This window comes from Nostoc sp. 'Lobaria pulmonaria (5183) cyanobiont' (assembly GCF_002949795.1).
Classification (GTDB): Bacteria; Cyanobacteriota; Cyanobacteriia; order Cyanobacteriales; family Nostocaceae; genus Nostoc.
Genome location: NZ_CP026692.1, coordinates 2,664,219 through 2,678,721, shown reverse-complemented (window position 1 = coordinate 2,678,721; position 14,503 = coordinate 2,664,219). Strand labels below are relative to the sequence as shown.

The following is a 14,503-nucleotide window of genomic DNA, read 5'->3' as shown; positions in this document are numbered from 1 at the left end:
AATACACAAGTTAGAGTAACAATGACTAAAGTTGATTTCGCGCTTTGAGTTGCAGATATCGCTCAACCAACTGATCGGCAATTTGATTTGCTGGCGCGTCTAACACTAATACACCTTTTTGTTTTAGTTGGGCATAAGCCACTTGTCGTTGCATTAATAAATCTAGTGCTACTGCACGGGTGTAGGCACTTGCGACATCATCTGTAAAGGTGTGTGCTAGACGATCGACTTGTGGATCTCGCAAAGTCACGCAAAATGGAAGGTAGCGGGGTGCTAGCTTGGAGAGTGCAGCTAGGAGTTCTGTAGAGGCAGTAACATCAACTAAGTCAGTAATCACTACCACCAGCGCCCTCCGAGTTTGTCGCTGCAAAACATTTGTCACCGCCCCCAAATAATCAGATTCAAATAACACTGGTTGAATTGGAGTTAAGCGATCGATTAGCTGATTCAAATGATGTTGACCGCGTTCTGGGGGAATCCACGTATGCATTTGGCGGTCAAATACACCAATACCCACGCGATCGCCTCGATGTAAACCTGCCAAAGCTAAGAATAAAGTTGCATTCAATCCCCAGTCAAATCGCTGCAAATTCTGTACTTTTGCCGTCATCAGCCGTCCGCGATCGAGTAAAATCAGTAACGTTTGTTCCTGTTCTGGTTCCAAAACCCTCACCAGTGGCATAGCATTACCATAAGCCCCAACCCGACGGGCGGTAGCTTTCCAATCAATAAACCGCAAATCGTCACCTGTGCGATAGTTTCGCAATTCGGCAAACTCTGTACCAATACCAGTTTTGCGAGATTGGCGCATCGATCCCGATGATTGCAGTGTCAGACGAATGGTCAGCGATCGCAATCCCACTAAATCAGGATAAACTTTTACTGGCAGACTTTGGGGAATTTGCCAATCATCCCAAGCTAATCCCCAAAGCCCCAACTGTCGGACTTGAATATTTCCCCAAGGAAACTCTCCCCGCTGTGTCGGGTGGACGGTATACGTTAATTCCTCAGTGCTGTTACTGGGAACAATGGCGCTGAGTGCAGGTGCAGACACGCCAAATCCTGTTGGGTAATAGTCGCGGATTTCAATTTGGGTGTCGTTATTTGGCGATGTCACCTTTAGCACTACAGGATTATCTCGCCCAATCGATAATCGTGACGGTAATTCGCGGCTAATTTGCACACGAGAACGCCGCACCCGCAAACCATCTACAACCATCAGTCCGAAAATGATGGCATTAAATAGCACAGTGATAGCGATGGTTGCTCTAACAATCAGAAATAAGGATAGGATCGGGGCGATCGCAATACCCAAAACCAATAATAAATAAACTCGTTTGGAAGGAACCATTTTTTAGAGCGATGAAGTTAAGAGCTAGGTATAAGGTGAATTCAATGTAACCGAAATAAGAAGACTTGCTAACTTCTTATATTTTTTTCTTGTAGAAAAATGGCGACTTACTGTTTACAGCAGAATTCAAGTATTTGAACCACAATTGAGCAAATTCCACAAACTCATTCTCCTTTGGCAGAAAAATTGACAAACTTAGTACGCAGTTTCTGCTTCGATGAAATTATCAACCTAACTGAGGAAAATATACAATTATGAATAGCAAAACTAAATTATTGACTTTTGTCACCGTAATACTGGCAGTTTCTTCTCTGACTGTCAGCACAGTTGTAGCAAAGGCGAAACTGACGAACCAATCAAAACTTTTTATCAACGGCATCGGTACAGTACAAGTTGGCATGACTGTCCCCCAAGCGGCAAAGGCTGCTGGTACTAAGCTAGTGGGCGATGCACCAAATAATAATTGCTATTATGTTAAGCCACAAAATCAACCCAAAAACCTTTCGTTCATGGTGACAAAAGGTCGGATTTCTAGAGTAGATGTGAGGCAAAATAATCAGATTACTACCCTCAAAGGTGCAAAAATTGGCGACACAGAAGCGCAAATCAAGTCACTTTACCCAGGACAAATTAAAGTTACACCTCATAAATACGTCCAAAACGGACATTACCTAACTTTCATCCCGAAAGACCGTGGCGATCGCAACTATCGTCTAGTCTTCGAGACTGATGGTAAGCTTGTCACTGAGTTCAGAGCGGGTAAATTGCCAGAAGTCGAATATGTTGAGGGCTGTTCTTAATTTAATCATCTTGCAAAAAAGTTTTGTAGTATATTGAAGCGTTTTTCAGCAAAAGGTTTTAGCGGTTCTAGTAAGTTATTCGTTTTCAGCTGACAATCCTCAATTTGCATTCATCTGAATATTGTTGGCTTCAAAGGCTTGCCGTACCCGTAGACGAAACTCTCGCCCAACGCTCCATTGTTCCATAGGTGCGGTTTTAATCCAGACGCGCACTAACATACCTGTGTGGGATAGGTCATCAATCCCCAACACTTGGGGCGATTCTGGCAGGCGATCGCGCCATTCTACTTCGCTATACAATTGTTTGCATACTTGCTTGAGAATCTCTAAAACCTGCTTGGGGTCGTTTTCATACGCCACTACAATAGAAAAGTCTACCCGCGACCAGAGACGGGTTAGATTGCTGACATTCATGATATTGCTATTGGGAATGGTAATTAGTTTACCTTCGTTATTCCGTAGTTGAGTCACCCGCAGGTTGAGATTTTCCACCAGTCCGCTTTTATCCCCAATCTCAATTACATCTCCCACAGCAAATTGATCCTCCATCAAAATCAAGCAGCCATTGACTAAATCTTTAATCAGACTTTGGGAACCAAGAGAAATGGCGATACCGATGACAGCGCCCCCTGCCAAAATTGAACTGGTAGGCAGATTAAATATTTTTAGAAAATCCAAGATACCCAAGGTGATGAAAACAAAAGTGATTAATCCTTTGAGTGCCCCGGAAACTGTTGCAGCTCGTAGCGCAATCCGTTGAGTTTCACTCAAAGGGAGAGAGGAATGGGTTGTCCAGACATCAGTGAGGCGGTCAATTAAGATTTTGCCGATCCGAATAACAAGACTGATGAAAAACCAAATAATCAGTAGCGCCAGGGGCCTGGCTAAAGCGTCCGTCCACCATCTCATGAGGTAGGGGACGCGATACATGATGACCACAATCCCGATGTACCACATCAGAATAAATGCCCAAAACAGTAGCCATGTCAGCAGAGAATAAATCCCCAGTTGGCGCTTGAGGCTGAACTGTCGCTGGATCGTGTCTAGAAACTGCGATCGCTGATGGGCGATCGTGTCTGCATCTGTTTTCTTTTCGCCGATCTCTATTGTGTGAATAGTTGTGGATGTTTCTGCCTCAGCTCGCTTGACCACACCCTGTTTTACCGCAGCTTTCTGCTCTTGATGGCGAACTTGCAATGCTGTCTGTTTGCGAATTAAAGTTCGCCGCAGTAACCACAACACAACACTCCCCAACACTAAGCCGATGCTGATTTGCAGTGCCTGCCCAATCCGTTGCCACAATACCTTATGCGAGAAGAGTCTATTAATGCGTTCCACTTCTGCTTGTAATATTTTTTGCCACTCCTGCGCCAATTCCTCCAGAGTTTTCCCGTGGTAGTCAGCATCTGGCTCTGTTACACTCACCAGCCTTAAAGGACGGGTCGTTTGATCGTCACTCAACTGGAGGATTAAATCTTTATTCAGAATGGCAATAGAAACCAGAGGAGTTTGTTTAGCTTTGTTAGTTCGGTCGAGCGCTCGCATGAGCCGTTGTGTTATTTCTTCGGCACGTACCTCTACTGGAAGAGATCCATCTGGCGGTTGGCTACGATTAAAAACAGTGGGAGAGACAATCTCAAACAATAAGTTTCTGTCTAAGGGTGAATACACAGACGCAATTTCATACATACCGAGGCGGGTAACACCACTAGGTGGCTTATGCGGATCGTTGGAGGCTGCGGTAGGTAAAGAAGGTAGTTGACTGTGAGCGATCGCACTCCAACCAAGCACCATTGCGATCGTCATCACACTGACTAGCACAAACCGAATTATTGAATGGAGGAAGCGATTAAACAGGAACATATCTATGGTCAAGTGATTGAGTAACTGATATTAGTGTCGGTCATCGTCCGACTTTAATTCTTTATCATCAATTAATTTAGAGATTTTAGAACAAGGAAAATAGCGATTTTATCTCCATCTGGTCTTCAATTAGTAGAAGGTCTGAATCCCCCACGCTTTTAATTCTGACTTGCTTTTTCGAAATTCTTCTTCAAGAGAAAAAAACTGGCGATGCCTGCGGCGGGCTACGCCTATGCTTCCGATACAAAAGCTCTAGAATTCAGAATTTGCAAAAGTTTTTGGAGAGTGACACAACGCCAGATAGTTTAAAAATTTTTGCAAGTGTCAACTAGCAAATGCACATTTAGGGGATGATATAAAATGTCATCTTCGTTGTCATAACTCAGGAGCTTTATGGCGATCAAATCTTCAAATTTATTTTTAGCGGTAGCATTGGCGATCGCTTCTTTGAGTTTTCCCGTATCCGTCAAAGCCGATACCGTGAATGCCCGTTGCGATGTGTTCCCAAAAGGACAAGACCGCGCCACATCTTCTGGTTCTTGTACCTTTTCCCAACGGCAGGGTGCGGTTAGCATTCAACTGGAAAATGGTCGTAGCTATGACTTGCTCCCTGAGGGTAATCGACCCGGCAATTATCGCGATCAAAATGGTGATGCTGCCTATCGACAAGCTGGACTAGGCGATCGGGGACAGATTTATCGTCTCGCCAATGAGTCGATTTTTGTCTATTGGGATACATCTGCTAATCGACAAAACTCAGGTAACAGAAATCGTAGGGCTGCTGCTAGGCGTCAGCCTGAGGCGGGTACTACTGTTTCTCGGTTGAGTGATTTAGTGGGGGCAAGGGCAGGACAGGCAGAAAACACAGTGAAAGAGCGGGGCTATCGATGGGTCAAGAGTGATGATTCGGGCTACGGCTACTGGCTAGAAGGCAGAACTAACTACTGTGTAACGATCCGAACAGAGGAAGGACGCTACCAATCGATTGTTTACACAGGGGGTTCAGAGGATTGTAAGAAATAGTTGCTATCTGGACAAACACATCCAATTTAGAGGGCACTGAGACCCGGATTTCTTAAAAGGTAGCCGAAAAAGCTGAAACCCTCATTAATTATTTGGTTAAGTCACAATGTCTGAAACGCTGATTCTTTCGTGAATAAGCTAATGAGCATTTAAGTTGCATAACACCAGGGCTGAAGCCGTTACTACAAGCGAATCAGTCTGGAAAAATGAATGACGATTAGCTTAAGCATCCTCCAGGGGACTTCTCAGACATTGTGCTCTATTTTCCTAAATAATCACGATACATTTTTAACATGAAGCTTCAAAATTTACTTTTAGCAGTCACAACCGCGATCGCTTCATTTGGTTTCTCTGTAGCCGCGAAAGCAGAGACGATACAGGCGAATTGTGTTATCTATTCAAAAGTGGAAATTGGCAAGGTGGATACTGTACCCTGCACCTTTTCACAACTACGACGAGGCATAGTGACCATTCAACTCAGCAATGGCAAATACTATTTTTTACAGTCGCTCGGTAAACGCCCCGGAAGCTATCTCGATCAAAAGAGTCGAGTAGTCTACCGACAAGATGCACTCGGCAGCAAAGGTCAAATCTATCAATTTCCTGATGAATCGATCTACGTCTACTGGATTACTCGTGCATCTACTCAATCCCAATCGATTCGCCTCACCCCTTCACAAACGCCAAGTACACAGACGGCCGATCCACCGATTCAATCTGCCTCTGGATTTGCCGAGCAACCTTCGCCGCCATCATCTCTCTACCGCACCACTCAAATCCCTTGCCCCGTTGCTGTTGCGCCAGAAGAAATCGACGGTAAAACGACGATCTGTGGCATTCTCACCGTTCCCGAAAACTATAGCCAACCCAACGGACGCAAAGTTGAAATTACTTACACCATTTTTAAGAGCAAGAGTCTTTCACCCCAGCCCGATCCCCTCTTAGTTTTACATGGAGGCCCGGGCGGCAGCGATATAACGGCTCTAGGAGTATTCCCTCAATTTTATGAACCTCAGCGTCAGATCCGTGACGTGATTCTATTCGATCAGCGCGGCTCTCGATTTTCAGGCGATCTGGCTTGTTCTCCCACCTTCATTGCATTGGATACGCTGGCTAAAAATTCCAACAGCGAATGGCGCAACAAGATTGCTGAATTTACTAAAAAATTTGCTGCCAGTCTCAAAAAGGATGAGTCTGACGATGTGTCTGACCTTGCTGAGATGCTCTCATATTACAAAGTCTGCTCTGAGTTACTACAGGTACACGGCTTCGATCTCAATCAGTACAACACTGTTAACAATGCCACAGATGCGATCAATCTTGCGACAGCCTTGGGTTATGAAAAGGTCAATCTCTACGGTATTTCTTACGGTACTTATCTAGCATTGCGAATCATGCGCGACTATCCGCAACGTCTGCGGAGTGTCGTGCTGGATTCCACGATTCCCCCTCAAGTGAAAAAGTACGAAGTTGCACCGAGGGATTTGGAAGTGGTAATGCTGAATTTGATTGAAGACTGTCAGAAGGACACCGCCTGTAATGCAGCGTATCCCAATCTCAAAGCACGCACGATCGCACTGCTAAAAACACTTGCAAAGAAGCCCATTGCGATCGCGGGAACTGATAAAGCAGTGTCCGTGGCAGATTTTGCTAGCTTAATTGAATCAGTGAATATCGATCTAGATGCACGGAAAGCTGCTTACATTCCATTGATCGTGTCGGAATTAGAACGAGGCATCACTACGACTTATACAGGTGTTGTGTCAGGCAAGATTTTCCCGACGCCCCCAACTAAGCCGATTCCGATTGGTCGTTCACAAGAACTTCTTGCCAAAGCGGATGAGTTGCGAGAACAAGCCCACAAACTTTTGACCGAAACTGCCAACTTAGCCCAAGCCAATCGTCCCTCTCAGAAATGGGTACAGCAGGTACTGACGACGATCGAAACCCTGCCCGAAAAAGAACGCCCCGATGCGAGAGCTAATCTTTATGGCGTGGGCTTTCAAACTCAAAAACCGCGCGATCGTAGTGTTTTAATCACCTCCATCACTGAAATCTTCCCAGAAAACAAGAGACAGCCGCTGATTCAAGCTTTGCAGGCGATGTCAAATACAGAAATCCGTCATGTTTATGAATCGATTGGGACTATTTTCCGCTCTGGCATAAAGATTGATGACGTGGTGGCTGAGGGTGTGTTTAGAAGCTTCGATTGTCAAGATTTCGTCCCTCCTAGCAATAAGGATCGGACGCTGGCAACCTTTGAAGCACTGGAGATGCCTGGTTTGGGACTAAATCGAGCGATTGCTTCTCGCCAAGCCTACGCCATCTGTCAAATCTGGTCTGTTAAGCCTGCTTTGAAGCGCGATCGCGAAATTGTAAAAAGCAGCATTCCTACCCTGATTTTCCAAGATCGCTATGATACTGAAACAAATACAGATGTGGGCAAACAGGTATTAGCAGGATTAACAAATGGCACATTAATACAATTTCCCAATTTCGGACATGGCGCTCTTATATTTTCGCAATGTGCTAGAGATGTAGGAGCCGCATTTGTGATGAATCCCACTTCATCTCCCAATGCAGCGTGCAGGGAAGCTTTGAAAACCAAGTTCGTGCTGCCTGCAACTTCCTCAAAGTAGGTTGTCATGGAGCATCCTGCTAAAGCCAATGTCAAAGACCGCGGATGATGCGTTACTCGCCGCATTCCCAAATACAGTTACCGCATCTCTACCGCCATTGGCAAAGGCCAGGATGAACTGGCCTTACTTCTTGAGACTTAGACAAAAAGTAGCCAGACTAGAAACGAGTTCTGCCACTGCTCCAGTCGCCTGAATCGCAACTACCACGGAAATCCTCAATCCCATTAATGGCAATCCGTCCACTGCGTCAATCGATTTCAACACGCGGATGATTTAGCCCATTCACCCGGTATTTTCCCGTGATTTGCTTCGGTGTGACACGGAGATCGTTGAGGTTCCACCATCCATCAGTACCGCCTGAATTAATTGGTGGGATGAGCTTTCCGGCCAGATGAATTTTTCCCTGCATATTACGAATCTCGACTTGAACCTCGGAATCGAACTCGTCTGTCGAAGACTCTACACGATTTTGCAGTTCATAGCGATGACGACGTGAGTTCCATTCATAGCTGTTGCGGCTTTCAAGACTTGGTTTGCGACCTTCACCGTAGCAGATTAAGGTCAGTCTTTGCCGCATTGAGTCGTCACTGTTGCGCTCAGGTGCGCCTTGCTCCCGGAGATAGGTATCGATCGCAGTTTGAGCTTTACCAATTTCTCTTGAACTACAGGAACGACCATTTTGAACTAGCTCCCCTTGAGGGCTAAAAAGGACAGTGCAACCGCTTCCTCGTGTCATCCCCGTCACACTTAAATTACCGTTGTCTACAGTATCGATTATCGCTTGAGCATTCACAGAACTCGCGACTGTAAGTGTAAGTAAACCCAGCGCGATCGGCGTTAAAGCTCGCAATGTTTTCATTGTTATGTTAATTGTTGTTTTGAATAGATATGAATTAATGGGATCACTCTATCACCAAGAGGTTGAATGGTAAAGTCAGTAGACCTAAAAGTTTTGCCAACGCCAAAAATAATAGCCGATGATACCGTTTTTGGATAATTAAGTTATTAGCTTTACTTACAAAACGAGTTCCTGACAAAAAATAAAAGACCATATTTTGAGATACAATTTTTGAATTCAAAATAAGCTTACTGAAACCATGCTCTGGTTTTAATAATCATCTTGCACAAGTGCAAAATTTGCCTACCCTGCGGGATCTTGCTACATCCCCCAACCCCTTCTCCCAAAATTGGGAGAAGGGGAGCCAATTTCAAAGTCCCTCTCCCAAGCTTGGGAGAGGGATTTAGGGTGAGGGCTAATATTAATCCTCATTTATCAACTTTATTTCTTCAGGGAGTAAAGTAGTTTCATCTTTAGGACGTTCGCCATCTACAGATTTGGCTATAGTTGTATACGGATTGATAATTAGACTGACACCAATTGTCCAACCTAATGAAACCATCCAACCTGCGAGAATGTCACTGGGAAAATGAACCCCCAGATAGAGACGACACCACGCAATAGCTATGATGTATAAGCTGCCAAAGATGAGAACTAACCAGCGCCAAGAGCTAGCCCAAGTTAAGAATAACAAAATTGCTACCAGAGTTACACTCGTCATCGCATGAGCGCTGGGAAATGCAAAACTAGACTCAGGTGCAATAGACTGCCACAATTGTGGACGCACTCGATGCATTAATTCCTTGGCTGTGCGGTTGATGATGACACTTCCCAGTGAGGCGGTGAGTAAATAAGCTAGCGATCGCCAGCGTTTTTGAAGTAGTAACATCAGGGCGATCGCACCCAAAATCGGTATCGCCGTCCAAGGCAGCCCAATTGTAGCTAGGGTGACAGCTAAAACATCTAACTGTGGGTTTGTTGTAGAATGAACTGCTAACAGAATCGGTACATCCCACGGAAAGCCCGCTTGATTCTCCCATATCTTCACTGTTAAGATTTCAAAAACCTGCAAAGGTAAATAGACTCCGATCAAAAGGAGTAAGAGCGATCGCCAACGAGCAATCAACAGGTTTTCGAGAAAATCAAACGGTGACTGATTCTCTTTATTGATTTGTTTCGCTTTTTCCATATCTAAGTTAAGAAGACCGATCGACGACTTCACTGATTACAAATTACTGGATACTTGAGAAGTTCCACAATGTTTACAGTACGACAAATGTTTATAAGTAAGATTATGACAGTTCTGGCATTCAATGTACTGATAATAACCGCAGTGTGGACAGTAAGTATCAAGATGTTGAATTCTCTTAGCACAATTAACACAGCGTGAGTTTTGAACTCTACTAGCAGCTTGGACTTTAGCGTTAAAGACAAATTTTTGAAAAAACTGGATGATTCCAAAACCAATAATTGGAATCAGCAAGATATAAACATAATTTATCAGAAAAAGTAAACCACCAAAAATGGCACTGACTATATCAAATAAAAATTTAAATATTGCACCTACTTGCAAAAATTCAAATATTTTAACTATTAATGGGATAAAAAAGATAACTAGCAAATGCCAGCTAATTAGCGAAACGAGTCCATATCCTCTTCTTTGGGCAAATTTGTGAGCTGAGAAGGCAATAAGAATCAGTGGTAAAAGAAAGAGAGACTGAAAACCAAGTTGGATACTTGGATACCAAAATGATGCCTGCTGATAGCCTTTGTCAACTTCTTTGAATCGATTGTCATCTTTAATAAAGGCTATAAAACTAATGCTTTCCGGTTTGGCAAGTAGTTCATTTCTAAGAGTAGAAGTTTCTTGTTTAAGAGTAGAAATTTGACGATTGTTTTCTTCTAATGTCTGTTTAGCTTTTTGTGCACTGACTTGATTAATTGATTGTTCACTACTCTGACCTGCAATTTTTTCTAATAGCGTTGAGTCATATTGAGATTTAATAGTATTATTAGCTTGTTGAAGGCTAGTAATTTTCGCTTGTTTCTGCTCGATAGTTCTGATAATTTGCTGCTTTTTAGGATTGTTAATCTTATCTTTGTAATCGGCATATTGCAAGCACGTTTGAGAAACCTTACCCAGATGTCCTGCTTCGGCTTGTTGATAGTTTCGCCGAAAAGTGAGTTGATTGTTTGTGTAAGATGACAATGAAAGTCTAACAATTTCATAGTCTTTATCTTTAGTAGTTTTTGTCCGGTAATTTTGCCATTCTGAATAACATGGATAAGCCTCAGTCGGACTGATATGCCATCTGCTAATATCATCAAGTCCGGTAAAAACATTAATCAAGATAAAAATATCAATTATAATAATGACAATTAAACTTACTTTATTTAGTGGTTCGTTGTTGATTGTCCTTGATTTGCTAAAAAATTGACTCAAAATTCGGCGGATTCTGGCAAACATATTATATTTTAAATAAATAGAAATTCAATCTGAATCGATTTTATCCGATCGCTAGTGAATAACTGGAAAAAAATAAATCTACTCCTCTGAAGATTTGTTAACTGCTGACGAAAAACAAAATCCCCGACAACTTTTACGAAATCGGGGATCTGTGGTTTTCAATTCTCACAAATCAGGCTACGGTCAAAAATATCATGACTTTCACCTGAAGTTGACACAAGTAACGGCTGTGTATCCCAACTGAACTCTATTTAGCAGCGAAGTAAGCTTCTAGTGCCTCAGATCCACCAATTAATTTACCATCGATAAATACTTGGGGAACTGTTGTCGCACCTGTAACTGCTTTTAACGACCGTGTGGTGATATCCTTGCCCAAGGTAATTTCTTCGTAGTTGATGCCATGTTCCTTGAGCATAGCCTTAGCACGGGCACAGAAAGGACAACCCACTTTCGCAAACAGGGAAACTACTTCGGGCTTCACTGCTTTGGGGTTGATGTATCTGAGCATTGTCTCAGCATCAGACACCTTAAAGGGATCTCCTGGCTCCTCTGGTTCAATAAACATCTGGTTAATTACACCATCTTTCACTAGCATAGAATAGCGCCACGATCGCTTCCCAAACCCCAAGTCTGATTTATCTACCAACAGACCCATACCTTCAGTAAATTCGCCATTTCCATCAGGAATTAGTGTGATATTTTCTGCCTCTTGATCCTTCGCCCATTCGTTCATCACAAAGGCATCATTAACAGAAATACAGATAATGTCATCGACACTATTTTCTTTGAAAACCGGAGCTAATTCGTTATAACCAGGGAGATGAGTGGATGAACAAGTCGGAGTATAAGCACCCGGTAAAGAGAAGACAACTACTGTCTTATTAGCAAATAGCTTATCGGTTGTCACATCCACCCACTCGTTGTTATTGCGAGTATGAAAAGTGACATTGGGTACTTTTTTTCCTTGATGATTGGGTAACATAATTTTGCTTGCCTTTAGTAATCAATTCCAGTCATAACCTATCATGAGAGAACTGGTACGATGTAACTATCAATCAGCTAAAAAACTTCATTAATGAATGGAGCGATCGCTGCTACAAATTCAGTGGTTGATTCATAAGGTAAAACATTACGTCCATTTATTTTTATACCTCGACTTTGAGGAAAACAAGCAAGGTAGTGAGCCAAGCGTTCATCTGGGGTTTCTTTTTTATTGTCTTGGCTAATACTCGATGCAGTTTCCCCCATAACCGCTAATATTGGTTGCTGAATCGAGTCAATAAAACTAGTATAATCATCTCGCCAAAACCCTGCTAAAAAAGAAAACACTGCATGACGGCTAGCAGGATTTTCTGCACCTGCAAGCAATGTATTCAACCACTCTGCATCCACAGCATTTTCCGAAGCAAAGAGTTGACGAATCGAGAAAGAACGTAAAAATTTTGGTGTGCGTGCATAGCGATAAAAAGCACTGCCAAAAGGCGAATCTAACACATTCCAAAAGACTTTTTCCTGCCATTCTGGTGGTTTATTTGTCATTAAAGCCCACGCTGGTGGCCCAGAAAGTACCAGTCCGGCTATTAAATTTGATTCCTTTTGCACTAGTTGGATGGCAACTGGCAATAAAGCACCTTGTACTACTACAATAGCAGGTTTTTGGATTACTGTTTGTAAAAAGAACTGCAACTGTTGTGCCCAATCATTAGGAGTGTAAGCTATATGGGGCATATCACTTTCACCACATCCTATTAAATCAGGGTTGTAAATTGAATTACGCTGACCTGTATTATACCACTCGCGACAAAATCGCTGCCAAAATCGCCGCGACAATCCCACGCCAATCGGATGAATTAATAGTAAAGGAATGCCCTCAGATGTTGTATTGATTGGTTGATGAACTTCGTAGGCGCAACGATAATTCTGCCAACTGTAAAACTGGCTAGGAGATGCTGTCAAATTGGTTGTGTTAGCTACAGCAGATGGTTGCATAATTCCTAGTTTTTAATACTTGCTAAAAAATCATCTGTGGATGAATCAACTCATATCCAGCTTCTTTGAGCTTTTCATTAGATACCCAAGCATTATATGGGCGAGTACTATTGATAGATGTATCCCATTCTACTTTGGGTAAATTATGTTTTTCAAATAAGCTATCTAGTAAGTCTCGGCTAGTGAGATGTGCATCATCTACCAGATTATAAATTCCTTGCAACCGACGATGACGGGCAAATTCTATTGCACCAACAATATCATCTAGATGAACCCAATTTGTGATATCCTCACCATTGCCTGGACGGGTTGTATCAGAATATCTACCAAATATTTTCAACAGTTCTCTACCAGTTCCATAAATCCCTCCTAAGCGAAAGATACAAACACGGAGATTTTCGCTAGATGCTGATAGCAACACATCTTCTGTTTTTCGGAGAATTTGTGCATTTAAATTAGGAGGTGCAAGCGGTGTTTCTTCATCTACCCATACACCATTCCTGTCACCATATACGGCATAACTACCTGTGTATATTAATTGTTTTACACTCTTAATCTGCTGTAGGCATGAAACTAAAGTTTGGGCAGTTTGTAGATAAGTTTTTTCATAAACTTCCCGACTTTTTGCCCCAACACTCAAAAGTACAACATCTTGATTGTGTAAAACTGATTTTAGACTATCTATGTCATTACCACAGGTAACTACAACTCTTTGAGATACTGATTGTAGTGCAGGGACACGCTCAGGCGAAGTTGTGGTTACACTGACAACAAAATTTATATCTTGCTGCCAATATTGAGCAACTTTATAACCAACATAACCACAACCAATGATTGCAACGTTCATGACAAATTAGACACAAATAAATTAAACTACTAATTGAAAAAGCCTTCTCAATTAAGGGACTACCAAAAATCAATATCAATAGTACAACCTAATGACTAATGACTAATGGCTATTTTGCTAATTCTTTCTCAATTATGGCAATTATTTCTGGTGAATTTGGCTGAACACTACTATTAAATCGAGCTACCACTTCACCTTGCTTATTAACTAAAAATTTTTCAAAGTTCCAAGCAACAGTTCCCGTTGGCTCAACGGCTTTAGTAAGTCGCTCATAAAGTGGATGCTGCTGTGAGCCTTTAGCATGAACTTTATCGAATAGTTCAAAGGTAACATCGTATTTACTCGTGCAGAATTGCACAATTTCTTCATTGCTTCCTGGCTCCTGCGCTCCAAAATCGTTACAAGGGAAACCCAAAATACGTAACCCTGCTTCTGCATACTTTTGGTTCAACTTTTCTAGCTCCTCGTATTGAGAAGTATAACCGCAGAAGGAAGCCACATTTACAATTAAGAGTACCTTCCCGGTGTAGTCGTTTAATTGCTTATCTTCACCGTTGATGGTCTTGACTGCAATATCCAAAATTGTGTTACTCATCTTGAATCTGATTTATAGGGAATATTGCCAAGTCTCCCATATTACAGGTACTCTAAACCCGGTTTCTTTAAGGAAATTAGGTTTGTTAGCC

Annotated in this window: 14 protein-coding genes; 5 read left to right on the top strand and 9 right to left on the bottom strand. The window is 42.5% G+C overall.

Annotated elements, in window-relative coordinates:
• Positions 1-25: 25 nt before the first annotated feature.
• Entirely contained in the window at positions 26-1,351 is a 1,326-nt protein-coding gene (locus NLP_RS11650; protein WP_104906545.1) for a DUF58 domain-containing protein, read from the bottom strand.
• A gap of 254 nt (positions 1,352-1,605) precedes the next feature.
• Between NLP_RS11650 and NLP_RS11645 the strand changes: the two genes are divergently transcribed.
• Entirely contained in the window at positions 1,606-2,151 is a 546-nt protein-coding gene (locus tag NLP_RS11645) for a hypothetical protein (protein WP_104906544.1), read from the top strand.
• A 99-nt stretch (positions 2,152-2,250) separates the two neighbouring features.
• Here the strand turns inward: NLP_RS11645 and NLP_RS11640 are convergent, their stop codons facing one another.
• Positions 2,251-4,014 (bottom strand): mechanosensitive ion channel family protein, encoded by a 1,764-nt coding sequence (locus NLP_RS11640; RefSeq protein WP_234017278.1) that lies wholly within the window; start codon positions 4,012-4,014, stop codon positions 2,251-2,253.
• A gap of 393 nt (positions 4,015-4,407) precedes the next feature.
• Here NLP_RS11640 and NLP_RS11635 point away from each other — a divergent pair, with 393 nt between their 5' ends.
• From NLP_RS11635 to NLP_RS33030, 3 genes are all read left to right on the top strand, one after another.
• Entirely contained in the window at positions 4,408-5,037 is a 630-nt protein-coding gene (locus tag NLP_RS11635; RefSeq protein ID WP_199784802.1) for a hypothetical protein, read from the top strand.
• A 293-nt stretch (positions 5,038-5,330) separates the two neighbouring features.
• Complete coding sequence (locus NLP_RS11630; RefSeq protein WP_104906543.1) at positions 5,331-7,676, top strand: alpha/beta fold hydrolase; 2,346 nt, start codon at positions 5,331-5,333, stop codon at positions 7,674-7,676.
• A gap of 28 nt (positions 7,677-7,704) precedes the next feature.
• Complete coding sequence (locus NLP_RS33030; RefSeq protein ID WP_158680345.1) at positions 7,705-7,869, top strand: hypothetical protein; 165 nt, start codon at positions 7,705-7,707, stop codon at positions 7,867-7,869.
• A 54-nt stretch (positions 7,870-7,923) separates the two neighbouring features.
• On the opposite strand, the gene NLP_RS11625 is transcribed toward NLP_RS33030, so the two are convergent.
• From NLP_RS11625 to NLP_RS11610, 3 genes are all read right to left on the bottom strand, one after another.
• Complete coding sequence (locus NLP_RS11625) at positions 7,924-8,535, bottom strand: hypothetical protein (protein WP_104906542.1); 612 nt, start codon at positions 8,533-8,535, stop codon at positions 7,924-7,926.
• Between the two features lie 400 nt (positions 8,536-8,935).
• Positions 8,936-9,703: a phosphatase PAP2 family protein gene (locus NLP_RS11615; protein WP_104906540.1), complete on the bottom strand. Its 768-nt coding sequence runs from the start codon at positions 9,701-9,703 to the stop codon at positions 8,936-8,938.
• A gap of 36 nt (positions 9,704-9,739) precedes the next feature.
• Entirely contained in the window at positions 9,740-10,981 is a 1,242-nt protein-coding gene (locus NLP_RS11610) for a hypothetical protein (protein WP_104906539.1), read from the bottom strand.
• A gap of 94 nt (positions 10,982-11,075) precedes the next feature.
• Here NLP_RS11610 and NLP_RS33025 point away from each other — a divergent pair, with 94 nt between their 5' ends.
• Positions 11,076-11,225 carry a hypothetical protein gene (locus tag NLP_RS33025; RefSeq protein ID WP_158680344.1) on the top strand — a complete coding sequence of 50 codons (150 nt, stop codon included), beginning with the start codon at positions 11,076-11,078 and terminating at the stop codon, positions 11,223-11,225.
• Between the two features lie 3 nt (positions 11,226-11,228).
• Here NLP_RS33025 and NLP_RS11605 read toward each other — a convergent pair whose 3' ends face one another.
• The 4 genes from NLP_RS11605 to NLP_RS11590 all read right to left on the bottom strand — a co-directional run bounded on the left by NLP_RS11605 (position 11,229) and on the right by NLP_RS11590 (position 14,412).
• Complete coding sequence (locus tag NLP_RS11605) at positions 11,229-11,963, bottom strand: glutathione peroxidase (RefSeq protein ID WP_104906538.1); 735 nt, start codon at positions 11,961-11,963, stop codon at positions 11,229-11,231.
• A gap of 77 nt (positions 11,964-12,040) precedes the next feature.
• Complete coding sequence (locus tag NLP_RS11600; RefSeq protein WP_104906537.1) at positions 12,041-12,970, bottom strand: alpha/beta fold hydrolase; 930 nt, start codon at positions 12,968-12,970, stop codon at positions 12,041-12,043.
• Between the two features lie 22 nt (positions 12,971-12,992).
• Positions 12,993-13,817, bottom strand: coding sequence for an SDR family oxidoreductase (locus NLP_RS11595; RefSeq protein WP_104906536.1), 825 nt, complete (start codon positions 13,815-13,817; stop codon positions 12,993-12,995).
• Between the two features lie 109 nt (positions 13,818-13,926).
• Positions 13,927-14,412, bottom strand: coding sequence for a glutathione peroxidase (locus NLP_RS11590; protein ID WP_104906535.1), 486 nt, complete (start codon positions 14,410-14,412; stop codon positions 13,927-13,929).
• Positions 14,413-14,503: the final 91 nt, after the last annotated feature.

Coding starts and splice junctions, on each gene's coding strand:
- NLP_RS11650 (WP_104906545.1), bottom strand. CDS start 1,351: ATGGTTCCTTCCAAACGAGTTTATTTATTATTGGTTTTGGGTATTGCG.
- NLP_RS11645 (WP_104906544.1), top strand. CDS start 1,606: ATGAATAGCAAAACTAAATTATTGACTTTTGTCACCGTAATACTGGCA.
- NLP_RS11640 (WP_234017278.1), bottom strand. CDS start 4,014: ATGTTCCTGTTTAATCGCTTCCTCCATTCAATAATTCGGTTTGTGCTA.
- NLP_RS11635 (WP_199784802.1), top strand. CDS start 4,408: ATGGCGATCAAATCTTCAAATTTATTTTTAGCGGTAGCATTGGCGATC.
- NLP_RS11630 (WP_104906543.1), top strand. CDS start 5,331: ATGAAGCTTCAAAATTTACTTTTAGCAGTCACAACCGCGATCGCTTCA.
- NLP_RS33030 (WP_158680345.1), top strand. CDS start 7,705: ATGTCAAAGACCGCGGATGATGCGTTACTCGCCGCATTCCCAAATACA.
- NLP_RS11625 (WP_104906542.1), bottom strand. CDS start 8,535: ATGAAAACATTGCGAGCTTTAACGCCGATCGCGCTGGGTTTACTTACA.
- NLP_RS11615 (WP_104906540.1), bottom strand. CDS start 9,703: ATGGAAAAAGCGAAACAAATCAATAAAGAGAATCAGTCACCGTTTGAT.
- NLP_RS11610 (WP_104906539.1), bottom strand. CDS start 10,981: ATGTTTGCCAGAATCCGCCGAATTTTGAGTCAATTTTTTAGCAAATCA.
- NLP_RS11605 (WP_104906538.1), bottom strand. CDS start 11,963: ATGTTACCCAATCATCAAGGAAAAAAAGTACCCAATGTCACTTTTCAT.
- NLP_RS11600 (WP_104906537.1), bottom strand. CDS start 12,970: ATGCAACCATCTGCTGTAGCTAACACAACCAATTTGACAGCATCTCCT.
- NLP_RS11595 (WP_104906536.1), bottom strand. CDS start 13,817: ATGAACGTTGCAATCATTGGTTGTGGTTATGTTGGTTATAAAGTTGCT.
- NLP_RS11590 (WP_104906535.1), bottom strand. CDS start 14,412: ATGAGTAACACAATTTTGGATATTGCAGTCAAGACCATCAACGGTGAA.